This is a genomic window from Rhodococcus sp. CH91, assembly GCF_022554085.1.
GTDB lineage: Bacteria > Actinomycetota > Actinomycetes > Mycobacteriales > Mycobacteriaceae > Rhodococcus.
In genome coordinates this window covers 252,553-271,503 of the sequence record NZ_JAKFYR010000005.1, presented here as the reverse complement: position 1 = coordinate 271,503, position 18,951 = coordinate 252,553, and the positions used below count along the sequence as shown (strand labels likewise).

Here is an 18,951-nt window from a genome sequence, read left to right as displayed (position 1 = left end):
AGACGTGACCGAACCGGACGAGCGACCCGCCCACGAAGGGCCGGAGCGCCGTGCCCCGGGTTCGCAGCATCCGGGGTACAGCAACTATCCCCCGCCCCGACGTGTCGCGGGCCGCCGCACTCCGCTGCCACCGCTGCACCCGGTGGAGGATCCTCGTCGGCCCGAGACGGGTCGTGCCGAGGCCAGACCGGACTCCGACACCCCGCGTGCTCCCCGCATGCCGCGGAAGCTGACCGTGACGCGGGTCGCGGCCCTGCGCAGCCGGGAGCTGACGTCGAAGGGCATCGCGACCTTCCGCCGGGCGGCCACGGCCGACGGTGCCGACAAATCGGGGCTGACGGCACTGACGTACGCGACGATGGCGAACTTCGCCTCGGACGCGGCCATCGCCGTCGCTCTCGCGAACACGCTCTTCTTCTCGGCGGCAACCGGCGAGGACAAGACGAAGGTCGCGCTGTACCTGCTCATCACCATCGCGCCGTTCGCGATCATCGCTCCGCTCATCGGGCCGTTGCTCGATCGACTCCAGCACGGCCGTCGGCTCGCGCTGGCGACCTCGTTCGCGCTGCGGACGGTGCTCGCGGTGGTCCTGGTGTTCAACTTCGACAGCTGGCTGCTGTATCCGGCCGCGCTGGGAATGATGGTCCTGAGCAAGTCGTTCGCGGTGCTCAAATCGGCGGTGACCCCACGTGTGCTGCCACCGGAGATCGACCTCGTGCGGGTCAACTCCCGGCTGACGGTCTTCGGCCTGGTCGGCGGCACCATCGGTGCCGGTGCGGTGGCCGCGGCCGCGGCATGGGCGTTCGGTTCGGCCGGGGCCTTGTGGCTGTGCGCGGGAATCACCGCATTCGGCGCCTATCTGAGCATGCGCATCCCGGCCTGGGTCGAGGTCACCGAGGGTGAGGTGCCGGCGACGCTGTCGTACCACCGCTCCGATGCGCGGACCGAGGTCCTGGCTTCCGACACCGTGACCGAGGTGATCGTCACCAAGTCGGGGAAGCGGAGACAACTGCTCGGACGGGCGGTGGTCACGGGTCTGTGGGGTAACGGCACTATCCGGATCCTCACCGGCTTCCTGACCTTGTTCATGGCCTTCGTCGCGAAGAACACCACGGGCCAGGATCCGCTCATGCAGGCCGCGATGCTCGGTGGTGTCGGTGCCGCCGCCGCAGTCGGCAACTTCGCGGGCAACGCGACCGGAGCGCGACTCGCGCTCGGGCGGCCGGCGCTGATCGTCGTGCGCTGCACGGCCGCGGTCGTGATCGTGGCCGCGGTGGTCGCCGCCACCGGAAACGTCCTGGCCGCCGCGCTGGCGGCGCTCGTCGCGGCGTGCGCCAGCGCACTGGCCAAGGTCTCGCTCGACGCCTCGCTGCAACAGGACCTCCCGGAGGAGTCGATCGCCTCGGGCTTCGGGCGGTCGGAGACGGTTCTTCAGCTCAGCTGGGTGTTCGGCGGTGCGATGGGCGTCCTGCTGCCCACCGAACTGTGGCTCGGCTTCACGGTCGTCTCGGTCGTGCTGGTGGTCGGATTCGCCCAGACGGCGCTGACCTACCGTGGGGGGACATTGCTGCCGGGATTCGGTGGCCGGAGACCCGAGCGGGTCTCCACCGAGACTCCTGCCGAGCGGCGGTTCCGTCCCGGCTCCGAAACAACCGCCGGGCAACGGAAACCTTCCGGCGGATCCCCCACAGAAGATTGGAATCGATGACCTTGCAGGCTCGGACGAAGAAGACTCTCGCACTGGTACTGGCGGCCCTGGTGATCGTGGTAGCTGGAGTCGCCGCCACCGTGTGGAAGCTGGTCGATTCGGCCGAGCCCGGGCTTCCGTCGCTCACCGCGTACGCACGGGGCGAGACCGTAGCGGTCGAACCTGCGCAGTACTGCAATCTCTACCTCGAGGACTGTGTGGAGAACCCGATCGGCGAGCTCGACGTGCCTGCGGGTTATCCGCTGCAGTTGTCGCTTCCCGCGGAGATCACCGATGCCCCCTGGCGCATCATCACCGTCTACGGCGACATGCAGACCGGCCAGACGTACGTCGACGGGGCGATGTTCGAGGCGGGCGCTCGCCGGGCCCTGACCGTGCCCAGCGACCCCGATCTGCAACTGCTCGGCATCGAGATCCAGCTCCCGTCGGCCGTGGTCGACGAGGCCGGCGAACCGATCGCGCACGCCGTGTGGGCGATCAAGACCTTCTGACGCCCTGCTCCGAACGACGACAGGCCGCCCTCGCTCCGTGCCGAGGGCGGCCTCTCGTCGTCTGTGGCGACGCGCTAGTGGTCGAGTTCGCGCGCGATCGCCCGCATGACCTCCGAGATGCGCTGTCCCGTCTTGCGGTCGGGATAGCGCCCGCGCCGCAGATCCGGCTGGACAGCCGCTTCGAGCAGCTTGATCATGTCCTCGACCATGCCGTGCAGTTCGTCGGGTGCACGGCGCTTCTGCTGGGGAGGAGCCTCACGACGGCTGCCCTGCCGCAGGGTGGGCTGCTCGAGGATCTCGACCTTGAGCGCCTGCGGGCCCCGTCGCCCCACCGCCATGCCGAACTCGACGCGCTGTCCCGGCTTGAGCGCCTCGACTCCTTCGGGGAGCGCGGAGGCGCGCACGTAGACGTCCTCGCCTTCGTCCTGGGACAGGAAGCCGAAGCCCTTTTCGACGTCGTACCACTTCACCTTGCCGGTCGGCACCGCGCTCACCCGCTCCTCGACAGCTGTGCCCCCGCGGGGCAACCCGTTTGCTATGCAAAACAACGCGCCCCGACTCGGCCGAGCGGGACGCGTGAACATCTCCCAGTGTACCCGCAGGCCCACTGCTCCCCCCGCATCGTCCGTGTGCCACCGCACGACACGATCCCGCTCCCGGCGACTACCGTGGTCGCGTGGGTACTTCTTCTTCGGATTCGTCTGCCACCCCGCGTAACGGCCTGCTGAAAGCCGCAGTCGCGTGTTTCGCCGTGGGCGTCGTCGCGGTCGTCGCGATCTTCCTCACGCCGGTGCTCACCGACGGTACGCCCGGACTCGTGCTGTATCTGCTGACCCTCGCGTGGCCGCTGGGCTTCGCGCTCGCCATCGCATTCGCGCTGCGCTCGGGCCGGCGCGCACGGAACGGAGACCGTACGTGAGGATCGTTCTCAACATCATCTGGCTGATCTTCGGCGGTCTGTGGCTCGCGCTCGGCTACTTCCTGGCCGGATTGATCTGCTGCATCCTCATCATCACCATCCCGTTCGGGATCGCGTCCTTCCGGATCGGCGTCTATGCGCTGTGGCCGTTCGGCAAGACGACGGTCGAGAAGCCGACTGCGGGCGCCGCGTCGCTGATCGGCAACGTCATCTGGATCCTGGTCGCCGGCATCTGGCTGGCCCTCGGACACATCGCCACCGCCCTCGCCATGGCGGTCACGATCATCGGCATCCCGCTGGCCGTCGCGAACCTCAAGATGATCCCGATCTCCCTCATGCCGCTCGGCCGGGAGATCGTCCCCGTGGATTCACGCCCGAGTTACATGTGATCTTTATCACATAACGAGGGGGTAACGGCGGGGACTCGAATCGACATTTCGGGTACACGAACTCCACTACCTGCGAGTTCCGCGCCAGGACACGCGCCCCGCGACGCTCGGTGTCGCCGCGGGGCGCGTTATCAATTGGTGACACTCGCCCCCCGGAACCGTTACCGTCATGTCCGGTCGAACCGCCTGGTTCGGCCGGTCCGGAACCGCCGCGCCAAATTCCTGTCCCGTGGTTCCGGAAGTCCCGACGAACGATCCCAATGGGACAGGAAACGGGGGACCCACCGGTCTCCCAGGAACCGATCGGCACACAACCGGACGGTGTCCAGGAGGCCCGGGCCGACGCAACCGCGACGGCCCTAGGGGTGAAGCCGCAGAACTCCCAACGGAGCGACACGGCCGGGCGACCCTCTTCAGCCCGAACCCGACAGCTGACCTCGTAGGTGCGTACGGAGAGGAACACGGAACCGACATGAGCGGACGCCATCGCAAGCCCACGAACACCGGTCGTACCGTCGCGAAGTTCGCGCTGACGGGCGCAGTCCTCGGCGTCACGGGTGTCGCCTTCAGCGGCACTGCCGCCGCAGCCCCCGACTCCGATTGGGACCGCCTCGCGCAGTGCGAGTCCGGCGGCAACTGGGGAATCAACACCGGCAACGGCTACCACGGCGGACTGCAGTTCTCGCCGAGCACCTGGAATGCCTACGGCGGCCAGGAATACGCGGCCACCGCCAACCAGGCGAGCCGCGAGCAGCAGATCGCCGTCGCCGAGCGTGTCCTCGCCGGCCAGGGCTGGGGCGCATGGCCCTCCTGCTCCTCGAGCCTCGGCCTGTCGAGCTCGCCCACGCAGCGCAGCATCGATGCGGTCCCCAGCGCTCCCGCCGAGACCCCGGCACCGGTCACCAGCAACCCGGTTCCTCAGCTTCCCGAGGCCCCCGCGCTTCCCGCGGAGGTCCAGGGCATCCTCGCCGGCTTCGAGCAGGGAGTCACCGCGCTGCAGGACGCGGGTGTCGAGCTCGATCCGAACATCCTCGACGCCGTCCGCGCCGTGCTGCCGCAGTAACAGTCGGCAACAGCCTCCGAAGGGCCTCACACCGCACCGGTGTGAGGCCCTTCGTGCGTCTCGAACGGGAGCGTGTTCGGCGGCATACGACTGCGCCCGGCCCACACAGGGGCCGGGCGCAGTACGTCACGGCGTTCCGGGCGCCGCCGGTCGTCTCCGACTAGCGGTTGATCACCGTCTTCGGGTGCGTGTAGGGCAGATCCTCGACCGGCAGGGGGAACACGGTGTCCTCACCGTAGGGCGAGAGCGGACCGGAGCGTGTGGACGACAACTCTGTGACCGCATGCTCGCCGTCGGCCAGCTCGGGCCATCCGTGGTCCACGTAATGCTTCTTCGAAGAGGTAGCCATGACCTCATTTTGGCAGGTGAGTTCGGGGCCTGCTACCGCAGGTCTCTAATCTGGGGAGGATGTCTCCGACCACGCCCGCTCCCGACACCGCCTCGGACTCGCTCGCCCGCTGGCTGGCAGATCGTCGTGACACGGACCTGGCCGCCTCCCTGCGCGCCCGACCCGACCTCGTGGTGCCGCCACCTGCGAACATGACCGTGCTCGCCAACCGAGCGCAGCAGCGCGCTTCGGTTTTCCGTGCGGCCGACGACCTCGACACCGCCGCCTTCGGGATCATCGAGGTGCTGTCGCGTCTCGGTGCCGTCGCGTCTCCCGTCACTCGCGCCGCCGTGCTCGACGAGGTGTCCGGCCGGATCACCGCGAGGAATCTCGACCGGACCCTCGCGACGCTGCGCTCGTTGCTGCTCGTATGGGGGACGAACGACGAGTTGCGACTCGTCGCCGCCGCCGTGGACGCCGTTCCGTGGAGGGTGGGCCGCAGCCGCGACATCGAGGGCCCGACCCGCCGGGAACTCGACGACATGCTCGCCTCCCTGCCGCCGGAGCAACGCAGCATCCTCGACACACTCGCCCGCACCTCCCCCATCGGCCGCACGCGCGATGCCGCACCGGAGACCCCGGCCGACCGGCCCGTCCGGCAGCTGATCTCCGCCGGACTGCTGATCCGCCTCGACGACGAAACCGTCGAGCTCCCCCACCGGGTGGGGCAGGCCCTGCGCGACGAGGCACCCTTCGACCCCGCGGCGCTCACACCCCCGCGTGCACCGAAGACGAACCGGCCCGCCTCCGACGTCAACGCGACCGCCGCCGGTGCCGCCCTCGAACTCCTGCGGCACTGCGAAGACGTCCTCGAGGCCCTCGGCGCGCAGCCCGCCCCGGTTCTCAAGGCCGGCGGCCTCGGTGTCCGTGAGCTGCATCGCCTCGGGAAGGAGGTCGGTCTCGACGACCAGGAGACGGCCCTGGCGGTCGAGGTGCTCGCCGGTGCCGGATTGATCGCACGGGGCCTACCGGACCCGCCCACCCCCGGAGACGACGATCACTGGGCCCCGACCACCGCGACCGATTCCTGGCTCGCGGCCTCCCCCGCCTACCGCTGGGCGGTGCTTGCAGGGGCATGGCTCGACCTGCCGCGTCGCCCCTGGCTGATCGGCCGGCGAGATCAGAACGACAAGCCCGTCGCCGCGCTCTCCGACGAGGTCAAGTCCCCTACCGCTGCCCGCGACCGGCGACTGCTGCTCGATGTCCTGTCCGAGATACCTGCGGCCGGTTCGGACGTGAGCGACCTCCGCGCCGCCGCGGCCTGGCGCCGCCCCCGCTGGGCGGGCCGTTTCGACACGGCCGGCGTCGTCGAGACCGTTCGTGAGGCCACGGCCCTCGGGCTCGTCGCGCACGGCGTGCTCGCGTCTCCGGGGAAGGCGCTGCTGCACGGCGGCGACGCCGAAGCCGAGATGTCGGCCGTTCTGCCCGAGCCCGTCGACCACGTCCTCGTGCAGGCGGATCTCACCGTCGTCGCTCCCGGCCCGCTGGTACCCGAACTGGCCGAGCGGATCGCGCTCGTGGCGGATATCGAATCGGCCGGGGCCGCGACCGTCTACCGCATCGGTGACGCCAGTGTGCGACGCGCCCTCGATGCCGGCCTGGGGGCGAGCGACCTGCACCACTTGTTCGCGACGCATTCCCGCACACCGGTGCCGCAGTCGCTCACCTATCTGATCGACGATGTCGCGCGTCGCCACGGACGTCTGCGGGCAGGCGTCGCGAGTTCGTTCGTGCGCGCGGACGACCCGGCACTGCTCGCCGAGGTGCTGTCCGCTCCGGTGGCCGCGAACCTCGCGTTGCACGCGGTCGCCCCCACGGTCGCCGTCTCCCAGGCTCCTCTCGCCGAGGTCCTCACCGAACTGCGGGCCGCAGGTTTCGCCCCGGCCGGGGAGGACGCCTCGGGAGCGATCGTGGATCTGCGACCGCGCGGCGCCCGCGTGGCGATGCCCCGGGCCCGGGCCCGTTATGCCGGACCCACCGCGCCGAGCGACGAGCAACTCGACACGCTGGTGCGTACGCTCCGCGCCGGCAACCGTGCGGAGGCCGCGACTCCGACGGCATCGGCGCGCGGTGACGGCAGTCGCTCGGGCGGCGCGGCGACTCTCGCTCTTCTTCAGCTCGCCGTCCACGGCAAGCGCAGCATCACGCTCGGCTACGTCGACGCTCAGGGAGTGGCGACGCGCCGGATCGTCGACCCGATCTCGGTGGGCGGCGGCCGGTTGGAAGCGTTCGACCCGGCCACCGAGTCTGTACGCAGCTTCGTCCTGCACCGGGTCACCTCGGTCGCGCTGATCGACTGACCCCGGACGCGCCGCATCCTCGTCAGGCGTGGGGCGGAAGGTCGCGCACGAGGGTGAACGGTGAGGCCAGGACGCGGGAGGCGGGCGTCGCGGCGAAGGTGAGACCCAGCAGTGTCCGCTCGTCGAGAGTCCGGAACTCGTCCCGTACCCAGCGCCACGGGACCGGCGCGTCGGCCCCGTAGGACACGACGATCGCGGGGTGGCCGTCGAGCCACGACGGCGCGATCGCGACGCGCATGGGCAGTTTCTCCTGTAACAACGCACCGCCCGTGTCCGCGAGAAGGTTCACCGCGGTACCGTCCCCGGCGAATCGCTTGCCGTACCAGCGGGGCATCCCACCGAGCGCGATGGCACGGGGCGCGGCGACCCGCAACAGGGCAGGTCCGACGAAGACGGCCCGGTAGGTGCCGGCAGCGGGGAGCGCGTCGGCGTGTGCGGTGCGGAACCGGTTCCGCAGTCCGCGTGTCGATCGCGGCACGGCGTCCGCGGCGTCACTGTCTCGTGTCGTCATGATATCTCCGATGTGGTTGTGCGCGCGTCCTTCTCGGTCACGCTTCGACGTTCGGCGTAGCGTGCCGCGAATCGTTCGGCCATCGAGGCACCGCCGAGGATGTGCGCGGTGATGGACTTGCCACCGATGCTCTCGAGCAGCAGATTCAGCGGCCGCCCACCGATCGATTCCGCGAACGCCCGCGCCACGGCATTCGCCTGGGGCAGATAACTCGGCGCCTGCAGGCCGGGCACAGCACGCGAGCGCAGGACCCGCAGCCAGGGCCGTACCGGCGACCGGTCGAACACCAGCCGGATCTCGTTCTCGACGTCCTGCATGACCGTGAACACACTGAGACGCTGGATGAAGTTGCGGGCGAACATCGTTCGTATCTGAACGACCGGCCGGGAGGCCAGTGCCCGGAGCGCGGCCCGCCGCCGCAGACGGGGATCGCCACCGTCCACCAGCGGCCCGAGTTGCAGCCGGTGCCATCCCCCCGACGTAACGGTTCTGCGTCACGTGGGTCCGCTCGTCCGGATAGAACTCGCTCGAGATCGTCGGTCCACGAGTGAGATCGACGTCGACGTCGTCGGCGAGCACGGCGGTGATCGCCTCGGAATTGGTGCGGACGCCGGCCCCGGGGCGCTCCGAGACGTTCGGCAGCCCCCCTCGCTCCCGTGACCGGAACAGCAACTCGACGGTGCCGAGAACTCCCGCGGCGAGCACGACCTCCCGAGCCCGGAGGCGTTCGCCGTCGGCCAGTTCCACTTCGTACCCTCCGCCGTCGAGGGCGGCGACGGACATCGCGCGGCTGTCCGGGCGGATCACGGCCCCCCGTCGCTGCGCGAGCCACAGGTAGTTGAGATCGAGCGTGTTCTTGCTGCCGTAGGGGCACCCGACGAGGCAGCCACCGCACATAACGCAACCGGTGCGATCCGGGCCCTCTCCCCCGAAGAAGGGATCGGGGACGGTGACGCCTTCGTCGCCGAAGAAGATCGTCATCGGCGTCGGACCGTAGGTCTCGCCGGCACCGGACCGTCGCGCGACGTTCTCGAGCTGCTCGTCCATCGGCCCCTTGACGGGCGCGGTGGCACGGCCGAGCATGCGCGCTGCCGTGCGGTAGTGCTCGGTCAACTCCGCACGCCAGCCGTCCGGCACGGTCGGCCAGGCCGGGTCGGTGAAGAAGGCGTCCTTCGGTTCGAGCAGGACACCCGCCCACACGATGCTGCCTCCGCCCACGCCGACACCCCCGATGATCCCGACGTGGGAGAGGACGCGCTGGGAGAAGAACCCGCGCAACCCGGCCTCGGGCATCCAGAGATAGCGACGAGGGTCCCGCCGGGCCGCCCGGACATCGTCGCGGGTGTGCCGGCGTCCCTGTTCGAGCACGACGACCTCGCGGCCCTGCTCCGCCAGTCGCAGGGCCGCAACCGCACCACCGAATCCGCTGCCGACCACGATGACGTCGACAGCCTCGCCGCCCGAGGTGCCCGCCCTGCTCTGCGATGACATGGCGCAGAGCATAGAGGGGCGCCGGCACGGAAGCGTGCCCTGCTTTCCGGACCGGCCCGCTGCGGAAAATTCGGCGTGTTCGTCCGGTGCACAGAAGAATTCGGCGCGACTGGCTTTTTCCTGCGAATGACGTATGGTGTGGATCTGTCGAGTGGTTGGTTCATCGAAGTTGGAGCGACAATGGCCGACAAGGGTAAGAATCCGAAAAAACCCGCAAAGTCCCTGAAGGAACGCCGGCAGGAGAAGCGGCAGAAGGCGACCGAAGCCGGAGAGTTCGTCCGCAAGCGGAAGCGTAGCTGAAACTTGTTGCCGAACATGGATATCGAGATCGCAGCGCTCGAAGCGCTGTACGAGAGAATCAGTGCACTGTCCGATCGGGAATCGGGCACCGACGCATATCGGCTCGGATATCGCGCCGCGTTGGCACGTGCACGCGTGTTCGTCCTCGACGAACGTGCCGGAGCAATGAAACAGCCGGCCTGAAAAAAGAGAAAACGGTGCGATAAATGAAGCGGACACTGCATGCCCTGGACAGAATCCAGGAACGCCTCGAGTCGGAATTGGATTCGAGGCCGGTCGTCTCGGAGAAGGACGCCGGCTACCGCTCCGGGATCTCCGAGGCACTCGTGTGCGTGATGGAGGTACGGCAGTCGCTCGCACGGTGAGCACGCCCTGTAGCCGATCCGGCCGTGCGTTCCCCCCGAGGGCGCACGGCCGCACACGGCGAAGGTGGCGAGGTACGGGCCGAACCTGGAGAATGGGAAAGTTCTACTTTCCACCCCCACAGGAGGCACTCGTGGCCGACGGACCGCTCATCGTCCAGTCCGACAAGACCGTGCTGCTCGAGGTCGACCACGAGGGTGCGGACGCGGCGCGCCAGGCGATTGCACCGTTCGCCGAACTCGAACGTGCCCCCGAGCACATCCACACCTACCGGATCACGCCGCTGGCGCTGTGGAACGCCCGTGCCGCGGGGCACGACGCCGAGCAGGTCGTGGACGCGCTGGTCTCGCATTCCCGATTCGCCGTTCCGCAGGCGCTGCTCGTCGACATCGTCGACACCATGAGCCGCTACGGGCGGCTCCAGCTGGTCAAGAACCCCGCGCACGGCCTCACCCTGGTGAGCCTCGACCGCGCCGTGCTCGCCGAGGTGCTCCGGAACAAGAAGATCGCCCCGATGCTCGGGGCCCGTATCGACGACGACACCGTGATCGTGCATCCGAGCGAGCGCGGACGCGTCAAGCAGATGCTCCTGAAGATCGGCTGGCCCGCGGAGGACCTCGCGGGGTATGTCGACGGCGAAGCCCATGCCATCTCCCTGGACTTCGAGACCAACCCGTGGCAGCTGCGCGACTACCAGGAACTGGCCGCCGACTCGTTCTGGGCCGGTGGATCGGGTGTCGTCGTACTGCCCTGCGGCGCCGGCAAGACGATGGTGGGGGCCGCAGCGATGGCGAAGGCCGGCGCGACGACGCTGATCCTGGTGACGAACACCGTCGCCGGGCGGCAGTGGAAACGCGAACTGATCGCCCGCACCTCCCTCACCGAGGACGAGATCGGTGAGTATTCCGGGGAGAAGAAGGAGATCCGCCCGGTCACCATCGCGACCTATCAGGTGATCACCCGCAAGTCGAAGGGTGAGTACCGCAATCTCGAGTTGTTCGACTCGCGCGACTGGGGCCTGATGATCTACGACGAGGTGCATCTGCTGCCGGCACCGGTCTTCCGCATGACCGCCGACCTGCAGTCGCGGCGACGGCTCGGTCTCACCGCGACTCTCGTGCGCGAGGACGGCCGCGAAGGCGACGTCTTCTCGCTCATCGGCCCGAAGCGGTTCGACGCGCCGTGGAAGGACATCGAGGCCCAGGGCTGGATCGCACCGGCCGACTGCGTGGAGGTCCGCGTCACCCTCACCGACGCCGAGCGCATGGCCTACGCGGTGGCCGAACCCGACGAGCGGTACAAGCTGTGCTCGACCGCACGCACGAAGATCCCGGTGGTGAAGTCGATCCTGGCACAGCACGGCGATGCGCCCACCCTCGTCATCGGCGCCTACATCGATCAGCTCGACGAACTCGGGGCCGCGCTCGACGCTCCCGTCATCAAGGGGTCGACGAAGACGAAGGAACGCGAGGCGCTGTTCGACCGGTTCCGTGCCGGTGAGTTGAAGGTTCTCGTGGTGTCGAAGGTCGCGAACTTCTCCATCGACCTGCCGGAGGCATCGGTCGCCATCCAGGTCTCGGGGACGTTCGGGTCGCGTCAGGAGGAGGCCCAGCGGCTCGGCCGGCTGCTGCGTCCCAAGCACGACGGTGGACAAGCGCACTTCTACTCGGTGGTCTCGCGAGACACCCTCGACGCCGAATACGCCGCGCACCGGCAGCGGTTCCTCGCCGAGCAGGGATACGCCTACCGGATCACCGATGCCGACGATCTGCTGGGCCCGCAGATCGGCTGAGCGCCCTCGGGGGCGAGATGAACGCTCCCATAAGCTGGTGGGGTGCGCCGCTTCGAATTCCCCGTGGACCTCCCCCATGCCAAGGCCGTGAACCAGACCCTCGCGGACGTCCGTCGTCTGCGGTGGTCCGCCTTGTTCGTCGCCCTTGCGTGCACCGCGGGCGCAGTGGGTCTCGTACTGCTCGGACAGAGCTGGTCCTACATCGTCGCCGCCGTGCTGGTCGTGGCGGCCGTGACCTCGGTGTGGGTCGGGCTGTGGGCACCTCGCAAGGTCGGGACCGTCGAGCAGCTCTATCGCGACAGCCCGCTCGTCCCGGCCGTCGTCGCGGCGAAGCGCGCCCGGGGGCTGACGCTGCTCGCGCTGGTGGACATCGCGAAACCCGAGACCTCGACGCGGCATTTCGCGCTCGTGACCCGCAATGTGGAGGCGGTGCCCGGTCACCGGGTGGCGATCGGTGAGCGCGTGCCGTGCGTTGCGGTGCTCTCCGACCGCACGACCCGCAACGACTCGGGTATGTGGCAGATGGTCGGCCCGATGCCGATCGCCTGGGGTACCCGTGACCGGAAGGTCATCGCGGATGCGGTCGGACAGATCCCCGAGGCGGAGTGGCGCGTGCTGAAGGACAAGCTGAAGATGGTCGGCGAGGTCGACGCGACCGACGAGCGCCGTCTCGAACTCGCGAGCAAGGATCTTCCCCCGGAACTCCGCTGACACGGATGCGTGGGTCGCCGGATTGTCGCCCGGAGACCCACGCCGGTCCGCTGGTAGAGGAATCACGCGAGGTGCGGGAGCACTTCCTTCTCGAGAAGTTCGAGCCCCGAGGTGTCGTAGGCGGCTTCCGGGACGTAGAAGATCGCGTACTCGAGTCCCTGCTTCTTCAACGCCGTGAGATTCTCGACGATCTGCTCAGGGGTGCCCACCGCAGGCATTCCCCGGAAGGCGTCGAGGGCACCCTCGGCCTTCTCGGATCCGACGATCGGTTCGAGACGGGCACGCAACGTCTCGAGCCGCTCCTGCACCTCGGCTTCGGTGCGGCCGATCGCCACGTTGTAGTTGGCGGAGCGCACGATGGCGTCGAAGTCGGTGCCGAGCTGCGCACAGTGCTCGCGCAGGACGGCCGATTTGTGAGCGAACCCTTCCGGTGTGCCGTCGAAGTTGGTGTACTGCGCGTATTTCGCCGCGATCTTCAACGTCACCTTCTCGCCGCCGCCGGCGATCCACAGCGGGATACCACCCTCCTGCAGCGGCAACGGCCGGACGATCGCACCGTCGACGTCGTAGTACCGTCCGGCGAGAGTCGCGGAGCCGGTGGTCCATGCCTGCCGGAAGATCTCGACCCCTTCCTCGAGCCGGCGCAGCCGCTCACCGGCGGACGGGAATCCGTAACCGTAGGCACGCCATTCGTGCTCGTACCAGCCACCACCGATTCCCATCTCGATCCGTCCGCCGGAGATGATGTCGGCGGTCGCCGCGACCTTTGCGAGGTAGGCGGGATTGCGGTAACCCATGGCCGTGCACATCTGGCCGATCCGCACACGCTCGGTGACGGCCGCGAAAGCCGAGACCAGGGTCCATGCCTCGTGGGTTGCTTCCTCGGTGGGTTCGGGGACGGTGTGGAAGTGGTCGTACACCCAGATCGATTCCCACAGCCCGCCGTCTGCGCGTACCGCGAGGTCGCGCATCACCGACCACTGCTCGGCGGGGTCGATGCCGACGAGATCCAGTCGCCAGCCCTGGGGAACGAACAGTCCGAAACGCATATGGGTCCTCGGGTCGAAGTGACAGTGTGGTGCCGGTCCACCCGGCGCCACTGCCCAGTGTGCGACGTGAGCACCGCGAGTTCACCGATCGGCGCGCCATCGTGACAGCCGACGTTCCACCGAGACCAGGATGCCGTTGAAGACCAGCCCGACGAGTGAGATCGCGATGATCCCCGCATACATGTCGGGAATGCGGAAGTTCAACTGGGACGCGGTGACGAGATAACCGAGACCGGCCTTCGCCCCGACCATCTCGGCGGCGATGAGAACGAGGATCGACGACGCCGCCGCCATACGGATCCCGGTGAAGATCGTCGGCACCGCAGCGGGCAGGACCACCTTCTGGAACAACCGATAGGAGGGCAGTCCCAGCGATCGGGCCGACTTGATCAGCAGCGGGTCCACCGTGCGCACACCGGAGATGGTGTTGAGAAGGATCGGGAAGGTGCACGCGTAGATCACCAACGCGATCTTGGAGGTCTCTCCGATACCCAGGATCAGGACGAACACCGGCAACAACGCCAGCGCAGCCGTGTTCCGGAACACCTCGAGGATCGGATTCAGCAGGTCGGCGACGGGTTTGTACCAGCCGATGGCCACGCCCAGCGGGACGGCCACCACGACCGCGACGGAGAATCCGACGAGCGCGCGGGACAGACTGGCCGCCAGGTGGTCGGCGAGGCCCCCGCTGCCGACCAGGTCCGCGAAGGCTCCGATCACGGTGGTGAAGGGAGGCAGGAATACCTCGTCGACGAGTCCGGTTCGCGGGGCGATCTCCCACAGCGCGAGAAATGCGGCGATCGCGACAGCGGGTGTGAGGAGGCGCCACACGAATGCGCCGGTGCGCCGGCCGATTCCGGGAGCGCGTACCGATACCGGCGCCGGCGGGAAGGCCGGCTCCCACGGCTCGTTCAGCGCGACCTTCGGAAGGGACTCGCTAGTGGTGGACATGCCGGCCTTCTTCCGATGCGGTGGCGAGTTCGAGGTCGCGGGCGCGAGTCACTTCGGAGTGGAGCAGCGACCAGATGTCGTGCCGCAGGTTCCGGAATGCTTCACTCGAGCGGACGTCGTCGACGTCGCGATCGATGTCCACCTCGACGACCGTCTTGATCCGGCCGGGCCGGGAGGTGAGGACCGCGACGCGCTGCCCGAGATAGACGGCCTCGTCGATGCCGTGGGTGATGAAGAGGATGGTCTTGCCCGTCTCGCGCCTGATACGCAGCAGCTCGTCCTGCAGGGATTCCCGGGTCTGCGCGTCGAGTGCCGCGAACGGCTCGTCCATGAGCAGCACTTCGGGATCGAAGGCGAGGCTGCGCGCGATGGCGACACGCTGCTTCATTCCACCCGACAACTCGTGCGGGTAGCGGTCACCGAAACCGTGCAGGCCCACGAGTTCGAGATAGTGCTCGGCGAGTTCGCGACGCGCCTTCTTCGGAAGGCCCTTCGCTTCGAGGCCGAACTCGATGTTGCTGCGGGCGGTGCGCCAGGGAAGCAGCGCGTACTGCTGGAAGACGATTCCGCGGTCCAGGGCAGGACCGGTGACGGGTTCACCGTCGAGCAGGATCCGCCCCGACGTCGGCGTGGTAAGACCGCCGAGAAGGTCCAGCAGTGTGGACTTTCCGCAACCGCTGGGGCCGACCACCACGAGGAATTCCCCGTCGTCGAGGTCGATGCTGATGTCGTCGAGTGCGGTGAGCGTCGCGTTCGCGCCGCGGACGGGGAATGTCTTCGTCACGTGCTCGATCCGGAGTTTCGGTGTGCTCACTTCGCCTCCTCCACGACTTCCCCGTTCGGGCCGCTCCCGGGCTCGTAGGTGCCGTCGGCATACGGATTGAATTCGTTGGTGTACACGTCGGAGACCTCGATCCGCCCTTCGTCGAGCTCACCGTTGCGGGTGAGCCAGTCGATCCACGTCCGGATCTCCTGATCGGTGATCACTCCCCCGGCACCGGCGACGCCGGGGCTGCGCCAGTACTCGACGAGATCGGTCGATTCGTTGCGGCCGCGACCCGAGATGATCTCCTTGTACTTCGCGATCACCTCGTCGCGCGGGGTCACCTGAGTCCAGCGGATGGCCCGCGCGGTGCCCTGCACGAAATCCGCGACGGCTTCGCGGTTGTGTGCGATGAAGTCGACACGGAAGGCCAGGGTTCCGTAGGAGAACGATCCGAAGAGGGATTCGTCGGTGAACAGCGGTCTGATTCCGCCCCGTTCGACTGCGGTCTCGCGGAAGACGCTGCCGAGCGTGCCGACGTCGATCTGTCCTTCCCGCAGGGCCTGTTCGGTGTTGACCGGAGGCACCACGACGAGCTCGACCCGGGCGATCTCCTCCGGCGTGAGTCCCTGTTGTGCAAGCCATTCGCGGACGAGGAATTCGTGATGGGCGCCGAGGGTGTTCATACCGACCTTCTTGCCGATCAGGTCGCGGGCGGTACGGATGGGACTGTCCCCGAGGACGTAGTATCCGGTGAAGGTCTGCTCGTCGGATCCGTAGTAGGAGAGCACGGAGGTCAACGGCGAGCCTCCGACCTGGGCCTTGATCACGGCACCGTTGAACGCCCCACCGACGTCGACCTGCTTCGTGGCGGTGTTCTGCAACGATTGCGGGCCGTTGGTGTTGTCCCCGATCCATTCGAGCCGGACGTCCTCGAAATAGCCCAGGGCCTCGGCGAGTTCGGGAAAGACGACCTGGCCGGCCGAGCCTTCGTAGCGCAGCACTGTCCGGCCGTCGGCCGCGAAGGTCGTCTCGGATCCCGAGCATGCGGTTGCGGCGGAGCCGAGCGCGAGAAACGTCGCGACGGCGGCGACGGCGCGCAGATATCGTGTGCGCAGAGCGTATTCGGGCATCGGCTTCGAGTCCTCGTGACGGTCCCCGGTAGGGGCGCGGAGATGTGCTGCGACCGGGACAGCATCACCTCGGAAGCGCGCCGGTCACAACGATTGCGCGCACCGTGATCGGAAGTACACCTCCTCGTCCGGGCACGACGAAGGCCGGCACATCGACTGTGCCGGCCTTCGTCGTGATGGACACGCTCGATTCTCCGGATCTCGGCCCGTGAGCGTCGTCGTGGTTGCGCCGCGGTCAGCGACGGAAGAACGAACGTATGCTCCGGCGCTCGGGACGGGCCGAGGCCGCGGCCTGGTCGCAGGTGCAGCGATCGGCTGCGGGCACCGACCGCATGACGGCGTCGACATGCTGTCCGCATCCACCCCAACCGGTCTTTCCGCAGGCCGGGCAGGCGACGGGGTAACACATGGAATCCTCCTCGGGAGAAGTTCGCTACGGACCCGTACGGTCACGAGCGGGTCGGAGACGGATGGTCAGGCAGGGACGTGGGATTCGGCCCAGGCGTTGTAACCGCCGAGCAGATCCGTGACGTTCTCGAAGCCGTGGGCGCGCAGCAGCGAAGCTGCCACGCTCGAACGCCATCCACCTGCACAGTGCACGACGATCGGTTTGCCGGCAGGCACGTGGTCCAGTCGGGACCGCAACTGTGCCAACGGGATCGGGATCGCACCCGGAATCGTTCCGAATTCGCGTTCGCCGGGATTCCGGATGTCGACGAGGGTGACCGCGCCGGCGGCGAGCGCCCGGTCGAGTTCCTCTACCGTCGTCCGGGAGGCGGTTTCGACCAGGCCGGCGAGTGCCTGCGGGAACACTCCGTCACGATCGACGTTCAGATACCCTGCTGCACCGTCGGATCCGATTCGCGCCAGGCGAACCGCGGCGTCCTGCTCCTCGCCGGGATAGGTGATCAGGACGATCTTCTCGCCGACTTCGGCGACCATGCCGCCGGTCTCGGCGAAACGCCCGTCGAATCCGACGTTCACCGAACCACGCAGATGCCCGGCAGCGAAATCGTCGACGCTGCGCGCATCGAGAACGCGCGTGCCGGCGGCGAGTTCCGCCGCGACCTGCTCGGGACTCAGCTCGGGAATCGCGCGGTCCTGCACGAGAAGCGGATGCATCCGCTTGTTCATCGCAGCATCGACCGAGAAGTACGACGGCGCCGCCGGCTGCCCCTCGGTGACCAGAGCCACGAACTCGTCCTCGCTCATCGGCTGCACGGACGGGTTGGTAGCGCGCTGCTCACCGATGGTGGAGGTGAGTTCCGTCGACAGGTTCTTCCCACACGACGAACCGGCACCGTGAGCGGGCATGACGACGACCTCGTCGGGTAGCGTCAGCAGCTTCTCGTGCACGGTGTGGTACATGGCACGCGCGAGGTCGCTGGTGGAGCCGTCCCCGAGGTTGACCAGGTCCGGCCGGCCGACGTCACCGATGAACAGGGAGTCCCCGGTGAGCACGGCGGCCGGGACGGCGTCGGGGCGTTCGCGCACCAGCACCGAGATCGATTCCCAGGTGTGGCCCGGGGTGGACAGGATGCCGAGTTCCACCTCGCCGAGGGACAGTTTCTCACCGTCGCGCAGGCGACGGATCGGGTAGTCGGTCTCGGCAGCCTCGCCGAAGCCGATCCACGCGCCTGTGGCGTCGACCAGTTCGAGGTGACCGGAGACGAAGTCGGCGTGGAAGTGGGTGTTGATCACACCTTCGATGGTCAGTCCGTATTTCTCTGCGTCGGAAAGGTATTCGGTGATGTCGCGACGGGGGTCGACGACGACGGCCCGACCCGTGCTCTCGTCACCGATGAGATAGGACGCGTGGGAGAGGCACTCGATGTAGTACTGCTCGAGAATCATGGATTCCTCCGTTGCTGGATCCGGTGGCGTTCCGGGGGATGTAGACATCCTGGCATATACCCCCTAGGGTATGTCAAGTACCCCCAGGGGTATGTGTACGATGATCCCGAGAATACCCCCGGGGGCACCTTCGTAATGCCCCTCCCCGCCCCCGCCCCCATCGAAAGGCCACTTCATGCCCGAGTCCCCCGCTGCCACCGTCGATCCCGGCTCCTTGCGCGAGTCGATCGATTCCGGCAAGAACGTGCGCATCATCGACGTCCGGACCCCGGGCGAGTTCGAGTCCGTGCACATTCCCGGCGCCTACAACGTCCCCCTGGATCTGCTGCGCGAGCACCGCGACGAGTTCTGCGCCCATTTCGACGAGAACGTCGTGCTGGTGTGTCGTTCCGGTCAGCGCGCGGGCCAGGCCGAAGAAACCCTGCGCGCCGCAGGGTTGTTCAACGTCCACATCCTCGACGGCGGCATGCTCGCCTGGGAGGCGGCCGGGCTGCCCGTCAACCGGGGTGCCGAACGCTGGGACCTCGAGCGCCAGGTTCGGCTCGTCGCCGGCTCGCTCGTGCTCGGCTCGATCCTCGGCAGCATCGCCGTGCCGAAGCTCAAGTGGCTCGCCGCCGGAATCGGCGGTGGATTGACCTTCGCCGCACTCTCCGACACCTGCGCGATGGGCATGTTGCTGTCCAAGCTGCCCTACAACCGCGGCGCCTCGTGCGACGCCCCCAGCATCGTGGCGCACCTGGTCGAGTCGAATACCGAACGCACCGAGAGGAACTGA

At 68.1% G+C, this 18,951-nt stretch carries 20 protein-coding genes, 1 pseudogene and 1 riboswitch; of the genes and pseudogenes, 11 read left to right on the top strand and 10 right to left on the bottom strand.

Annotated features, from left to right (window positions below):
* Window positions 1–4: 4 nt before the first annotated feature.
* Together MOM01_RS12455 and MOM01_RS12450 are read left to right on the top strand one after the other, a co-directional pair.
* Window positions 5–1,708: an MFS transporter gene (locus tag MOM01_RS12455; RefSeq protein ID WP_241385736.1), complete on the top strand. Its 1,704-nt coding sequence runs from the start codon at window positions 5–7 to the stop codon at window positions 1,706–1,708.
* Entirely contained in the window at window positions 1,705–2,199 is a 495-nt protein-coding gene (locus MOM01_RS12450; protein WP_241385735.1) for a DUF2771 domain-containing protein, read from the top strand. Before MOM01_RS12455 ends, MOM01_RS12450 begins: the two co-directional genes overlap by 4 nt.
* Window positions 2,200–2,273: 74 nt before the next feature.
* Here the strand turns inward: MOM01_RS12450 and MOM01_RS12445 are convergent, their stop codons facing one another.
* On the bottom strand, window positions 2,274–2,684 hold the full coding sequence (locus tag MOM01_RS12445; protein ID WP_241385837.1) for a cold-shock protein: 411 nt from the start codon (window positions 2,682–2,684) through the stop codon (window positions 2,274–2,276).
* 191 nt (window positions 2,685–2,875) lie between these two features.
* On the opposite strand from MOM01_RS12445, the gene MOM01_RS12440 reads away from it, so the two are divergent.
* The 3 genes from MOM01_RS12440 (at window position 2,876) to MOM01_RS12430 (ending at window position 4,570) form a co-directional block, all read left to right on the top strand.
* Window positions 2,876–3,118: a hypothetical protein gene (locus MOM01_RS12440; protein ID WP_241385734.1), complete on the top strand. Its 243-nt coding sequence runs from the start codon at window positions 2,876–2,878 to the stop codon at window positions 3,116–3,118.
* On the top strand, window positions 3,115–3,507 hold the full coding sequence (locus MOM01_RS12435) for a YccF domain-containing protein (RefSeq protein WP_241385733.1): 393 nt from the start codon (window positions 3,115–3,117) through the stop codon (window positions 3,505–3,507). The genes MOM01_RS12440 and MOM01_RS12435 overlap by 4 nt, the downstream gene beginning before the upstream one ends.
* A gap of 287 nt (window positions 3,508–3,794) precedes the next feature.
* A riboswitch (cyclic di-AMP (ydaO/yuaA leader) is annotated at window positions 3,795–3,969 on the top strand.
* A gap of 10 nt (window positions 3,970–3,979) precedes the next feature.
* Window positions 3,980–4,570, top strand: a complete 591-nt coding sequence (locus MOM01_RS12430; RefSeq protein WP_241385732.1) for a transglycosylase family protein — start codon at window positions 3,980–3,982, stop codon at window positions 4,568–4,570.
* Window positions 4,571–4,730: 160 nt separating this feature from the next.
* Here the strand turns inward: MOM01_RS12430 and MOM01_RS12425 are convergent, their stop codons facing one another.
* Window positions 4,731–4,919 (bottom strand): hypothetical protein, encoded by a 189-nt coding sequence (locus MOM01_RS12425; RefSeq protein WP_006551681.1) that lies wholly within the window; start codon window positions 4,917–4,919, stop codon window positions 4,731–4,733.
* 59 nt (window positions 4,920–4,978) lie between these two features.
* Between MOM01_RS12425 and MOM01_RS12420 the strand changes: the two genes are divergently transcribed.
* Window positions 4,979–7,258 carry a helicase-associated domain-containing protein gene (locus MOM01_RS12420; protein ID WP_241385731.1) on the top strand — a complete coding sequence of 760 codons (2,280 nt, stop codon included), beginning with the start codon at window positions 4,979–4,981 and terminating at the stop codon, window positions 7,256–7,258.
* Between the two features lie 22 nt (window positions 7,259–7,280).
* On the opposite strand, the gene MOM01_RS12415 is transcribed toward MOM01_RS12420, so the two are convergent.
* The 3 genes and pseudogenes from MOM01_RS12415 to MOM01_RS23430 all read right to left on the bottom strand — a co-directional run.
* Window positions 7,281–7,769, bottom strand: coding sequence for a hypothetical protein (locus MOM01_RS12415; protein WP_241385844.1), 489 nt, complete (start codon window positions 7,767–7,769; stop codon window positions 7,281–7,283).
* A complete protein-coding gene (locus MOM01_RS12410) occupies window positions 7,766–8,131 on the bottom strand; it encodes a hypothetical protein (RefSeq protein ID WP_241385843.1) in 366 nt (121 codons plus the stop codon). Before MOM01_RS12410 ends, MOM01_RS12415 begins: the two co-directional genes overlap by 4 nt.
* 970 nt (window positions 8,132–9,101) lie before the next feature.
* Window positions 9,102–9,260: pseudogene (locus MOM01_RS23430) on the bottom strand (FAD-dependent oxidoreductase); the annotation flags it as partial.
* A 315-nt stretch (window positions 9,261–9,575) separates the two neighbouring features.
* On the opposite strand from MOM01_RS23430, the gene MOM01_RS12400 reads away from it, so the two are divergent.
* The 4 genes from MOM01_RS12400 (at window position 9,576) to MOM01_RS12385 (ending at window position 12,426) form a co-directional block, all read left to right on the top strand.
* The gene (locus MOM01_RS12400; RefSeq protein ID WP_241385730.1) at window positions 9,576–9,743 is read left to right on the top strand and encodes a hypothetical protein; all 168 of its coding nucleotides are present in this window, start codon (window positions 9,576–9,578) and stop codon (window positions 9,741–9,743) included.
* Between the two features lie 23 nt (window positions 9,744–9,766).
* Window positions 9,767–9,925 carry a hypothetical protein gene (locus MOM01_RS12395; RefSeq protein WP_241385729.1) on the top strand — a complete coding sequence of 53 codons (159 nt, stop codon included), beginning with the start codon at window positions 9,767–9,769 and terminating at the stop codon, window positions 9,923–9,925.
* Between the two features lie 131 nt (window positions 9,926–10,056).
* The gene (locus tag MOM01_RS12390; RefSeq protein ID WP_241385728.1) at window positions 10,057–11,715 is read left to right on the top strand and encodes a DNA repair helicase XPB; all 1,659 of its coding nucleotides are present in this window, start codon (window positions 10,057–10,059) and stop codon (window positions 11,713–11,715) included.
* Between the two features lie 42 nt (window positions 11,716–11,757).
* Complete coding sequence (locus MOM01_RS12385) at window positions 11,758–12,426, top strand: DUF3239 domain-containing protein (RefSeq protein WP_241385727.1); 669 nt, start codon at window positions 11,758–11,760, stop codon at window positions 12,424–12,426.
* A gap of 62 nt (window positions 12,427–12,488) precedes the next feature.
* On the opposite strand, the gene MOM01_RS12380 is transcribed toward MOM01_RS12385, so the two are convergent.
* The 5 genes from MOM01_RS12380 to MOM01_RS12360 all read right to left on the bottom strand — a co-directional run bounded on the left by MOM01_RS12380 (window position 12,489) and on the right by MOM01_RS12360 (window position 18,176).
* The gene (locus MOM01_RS12380; RefSeq protein ID WP_241385726.1) at window positions 12,489–13,475 is read right to left on the bottom strand and encodes an LLM class F420-dependent oxidoreductase; all 987 of its coding nucleotides are present in this window, start codon (window positions 13,473–13,475) and stop codon (window positions 12,489–12,491) included.
* Window positions 13,476–13,556: 81 nt separating this feature from the next.
* Window positions 13,557–14,426, bottom strand: coding sequence for an ABC transporter permease (locus MOM01_RS12375; RefSeq protein WP_241385725.1), 870 nt, complete (start codon window positions 14,424–14,426; stop codon window positions 13,557–13,559).
* Complete coding sequence (locus tag MOM01_RS12370; protein WP_241385724.1) at window positions 14,413–15,240, bottom strand: ABC transporter ATP-binding protein; 828 nt, start codon at window positions 15,238–15,240, stop codon at window positions 14,413–14,415. The genes MOM01_RS12375 and MOM01_RS12370 overlap by 14 nt, the downstream gene beginning before the upstream one ends.
* Window positions 15,237–16,322 carry an ABC transporter substrate-binding protein gene (locus MOM01_RS12365; RefSeq protein ID WP_241385723.1) on the bottom strand — a complete coding sequence of 362 codons (1,086 nt, stop codon included), beginning with the start codon at window positions 16,320–16,322 and terminating at the stop codon, window positions 15,237–15,239. Before MOM01_RS12365 ends, MOM01_RS12370 begins: the two co-directional genes overlap by 4 nt.
* 474 nt (window positions 16,323–16,796) lie before the next feature.
* Window positions 16,797–18,176 (bottom strand): MBL fold metallo-hydrolase, encoded by a 1,380-nt coding sequence (locus MOM01_RS12360; RefSeq protein ID WP_241385722.1) that lies wholly within the window; start codon window positions 18,174–18,176, stop codon window positions 16,797–16,799.
* 175 nt (window positions 18,177–18,351) lie between these two features.
* Here MOM01_RS12360 and MOM01_RS12355 point away from each other — a divergent pair, with 175 nt between their 5' ends.
* Entirely contained in the window at window positions 18,352–18,951 is a 600-nt protein-coding gene (locus tag MOM01_RS12355) for a rhodanese-like domain-containing protein (protein WP_241385721.1), read from the top strand.

Coding starts and splice junctions, on each gene's coding strand:
- MOM01_RS12395 (WP_241385729.1), top strand. CDS start 9,767: ATGAAGCGGACACTGCATGCCCTGGACAGAATCCAGGAACGCCTCGAG.
- MOM01_RS12380 (WP_241385726.1), bottom strand. CDS start 13,475: ATGCGTTTCGGACTGTTCGTTCCCCAGGGCTGGCGACTGGATCTCGTC.
- MOM01_RS12415 (WP_241385844.1), bottom strand. CDS start 7,769: ATGACGACACGAGACAGTGACGCCGCGGACGCCGTGCCGCGATCGACA.
- MOM01_RS12355 (WP_241385721.1), top strand. CDS start 18,352: ATGCCCGAGTCCCCCGCTGCCACCGTCGATCCCGGCTCCTTGCGCGAG.
- MOM01_RS12425 (WP_006551681.1), bottom strand. CDS start 4,919: ATGGCTACCTCTTCGAAGAAGCATTACGTGGACCACGGATGGCCCGAG.
- MOM01_RS12375 (WP_241385725.1), bottom strand. CDS start 14,426: ATGTCCACCACTAGCGAGTCCCTTCCGAAGGTCGCGCTGAACGAGCCG.
- MOM01_RS12400 (WP_241385730.1), top strand. CDS start 9,576: ATGGATATCGAGATCGCAGCGCTCGAAGCGCTGTACGAGAGAATCAGT.
- MOM01_RS12450 (WP_241385735.1), top strand. CDS start 1,705: ATGACCTTGCAGGCTCGGACGAAGAAGACTCTCGCACTGGTACTGGCG.
- MOM01_RS12430 (WP_241385732.1), top strand. CDS start 3,980: ATGAGCGGACGCCATCGCAAGCCCACGAACACCGGTCGTACCGTCGCG.
- MOM01_RS12365 (WP_241385723.1), bottom strand. CDS start 16,322: ATGCCCGAATACGCTCTGCGCACACGATATCTGCGCGCCGTCGCCGCC.
- MOM01_RS12410 (WP_241385843.1), bottom strand. CDS start 8,131: ATGTTCGCCCGCAACTTCATCCAGCGTCTCAGTGTGTTCACGGTCATG.
- MOM01_RS12420 (WP_241385731.1), top strand. CDS start 4,979: ATGTCTCCGACCACGCCCGCTCCCGACACCGCCTCGGACTCGCTCGCC.
- MOM01_RS12360 (WP_241385722.1), bottom strand. CDS start 18,176: ATGATTCTCGAGCAGTACTACATCGAGTGCCTCTCCCACGCGTCCTAT.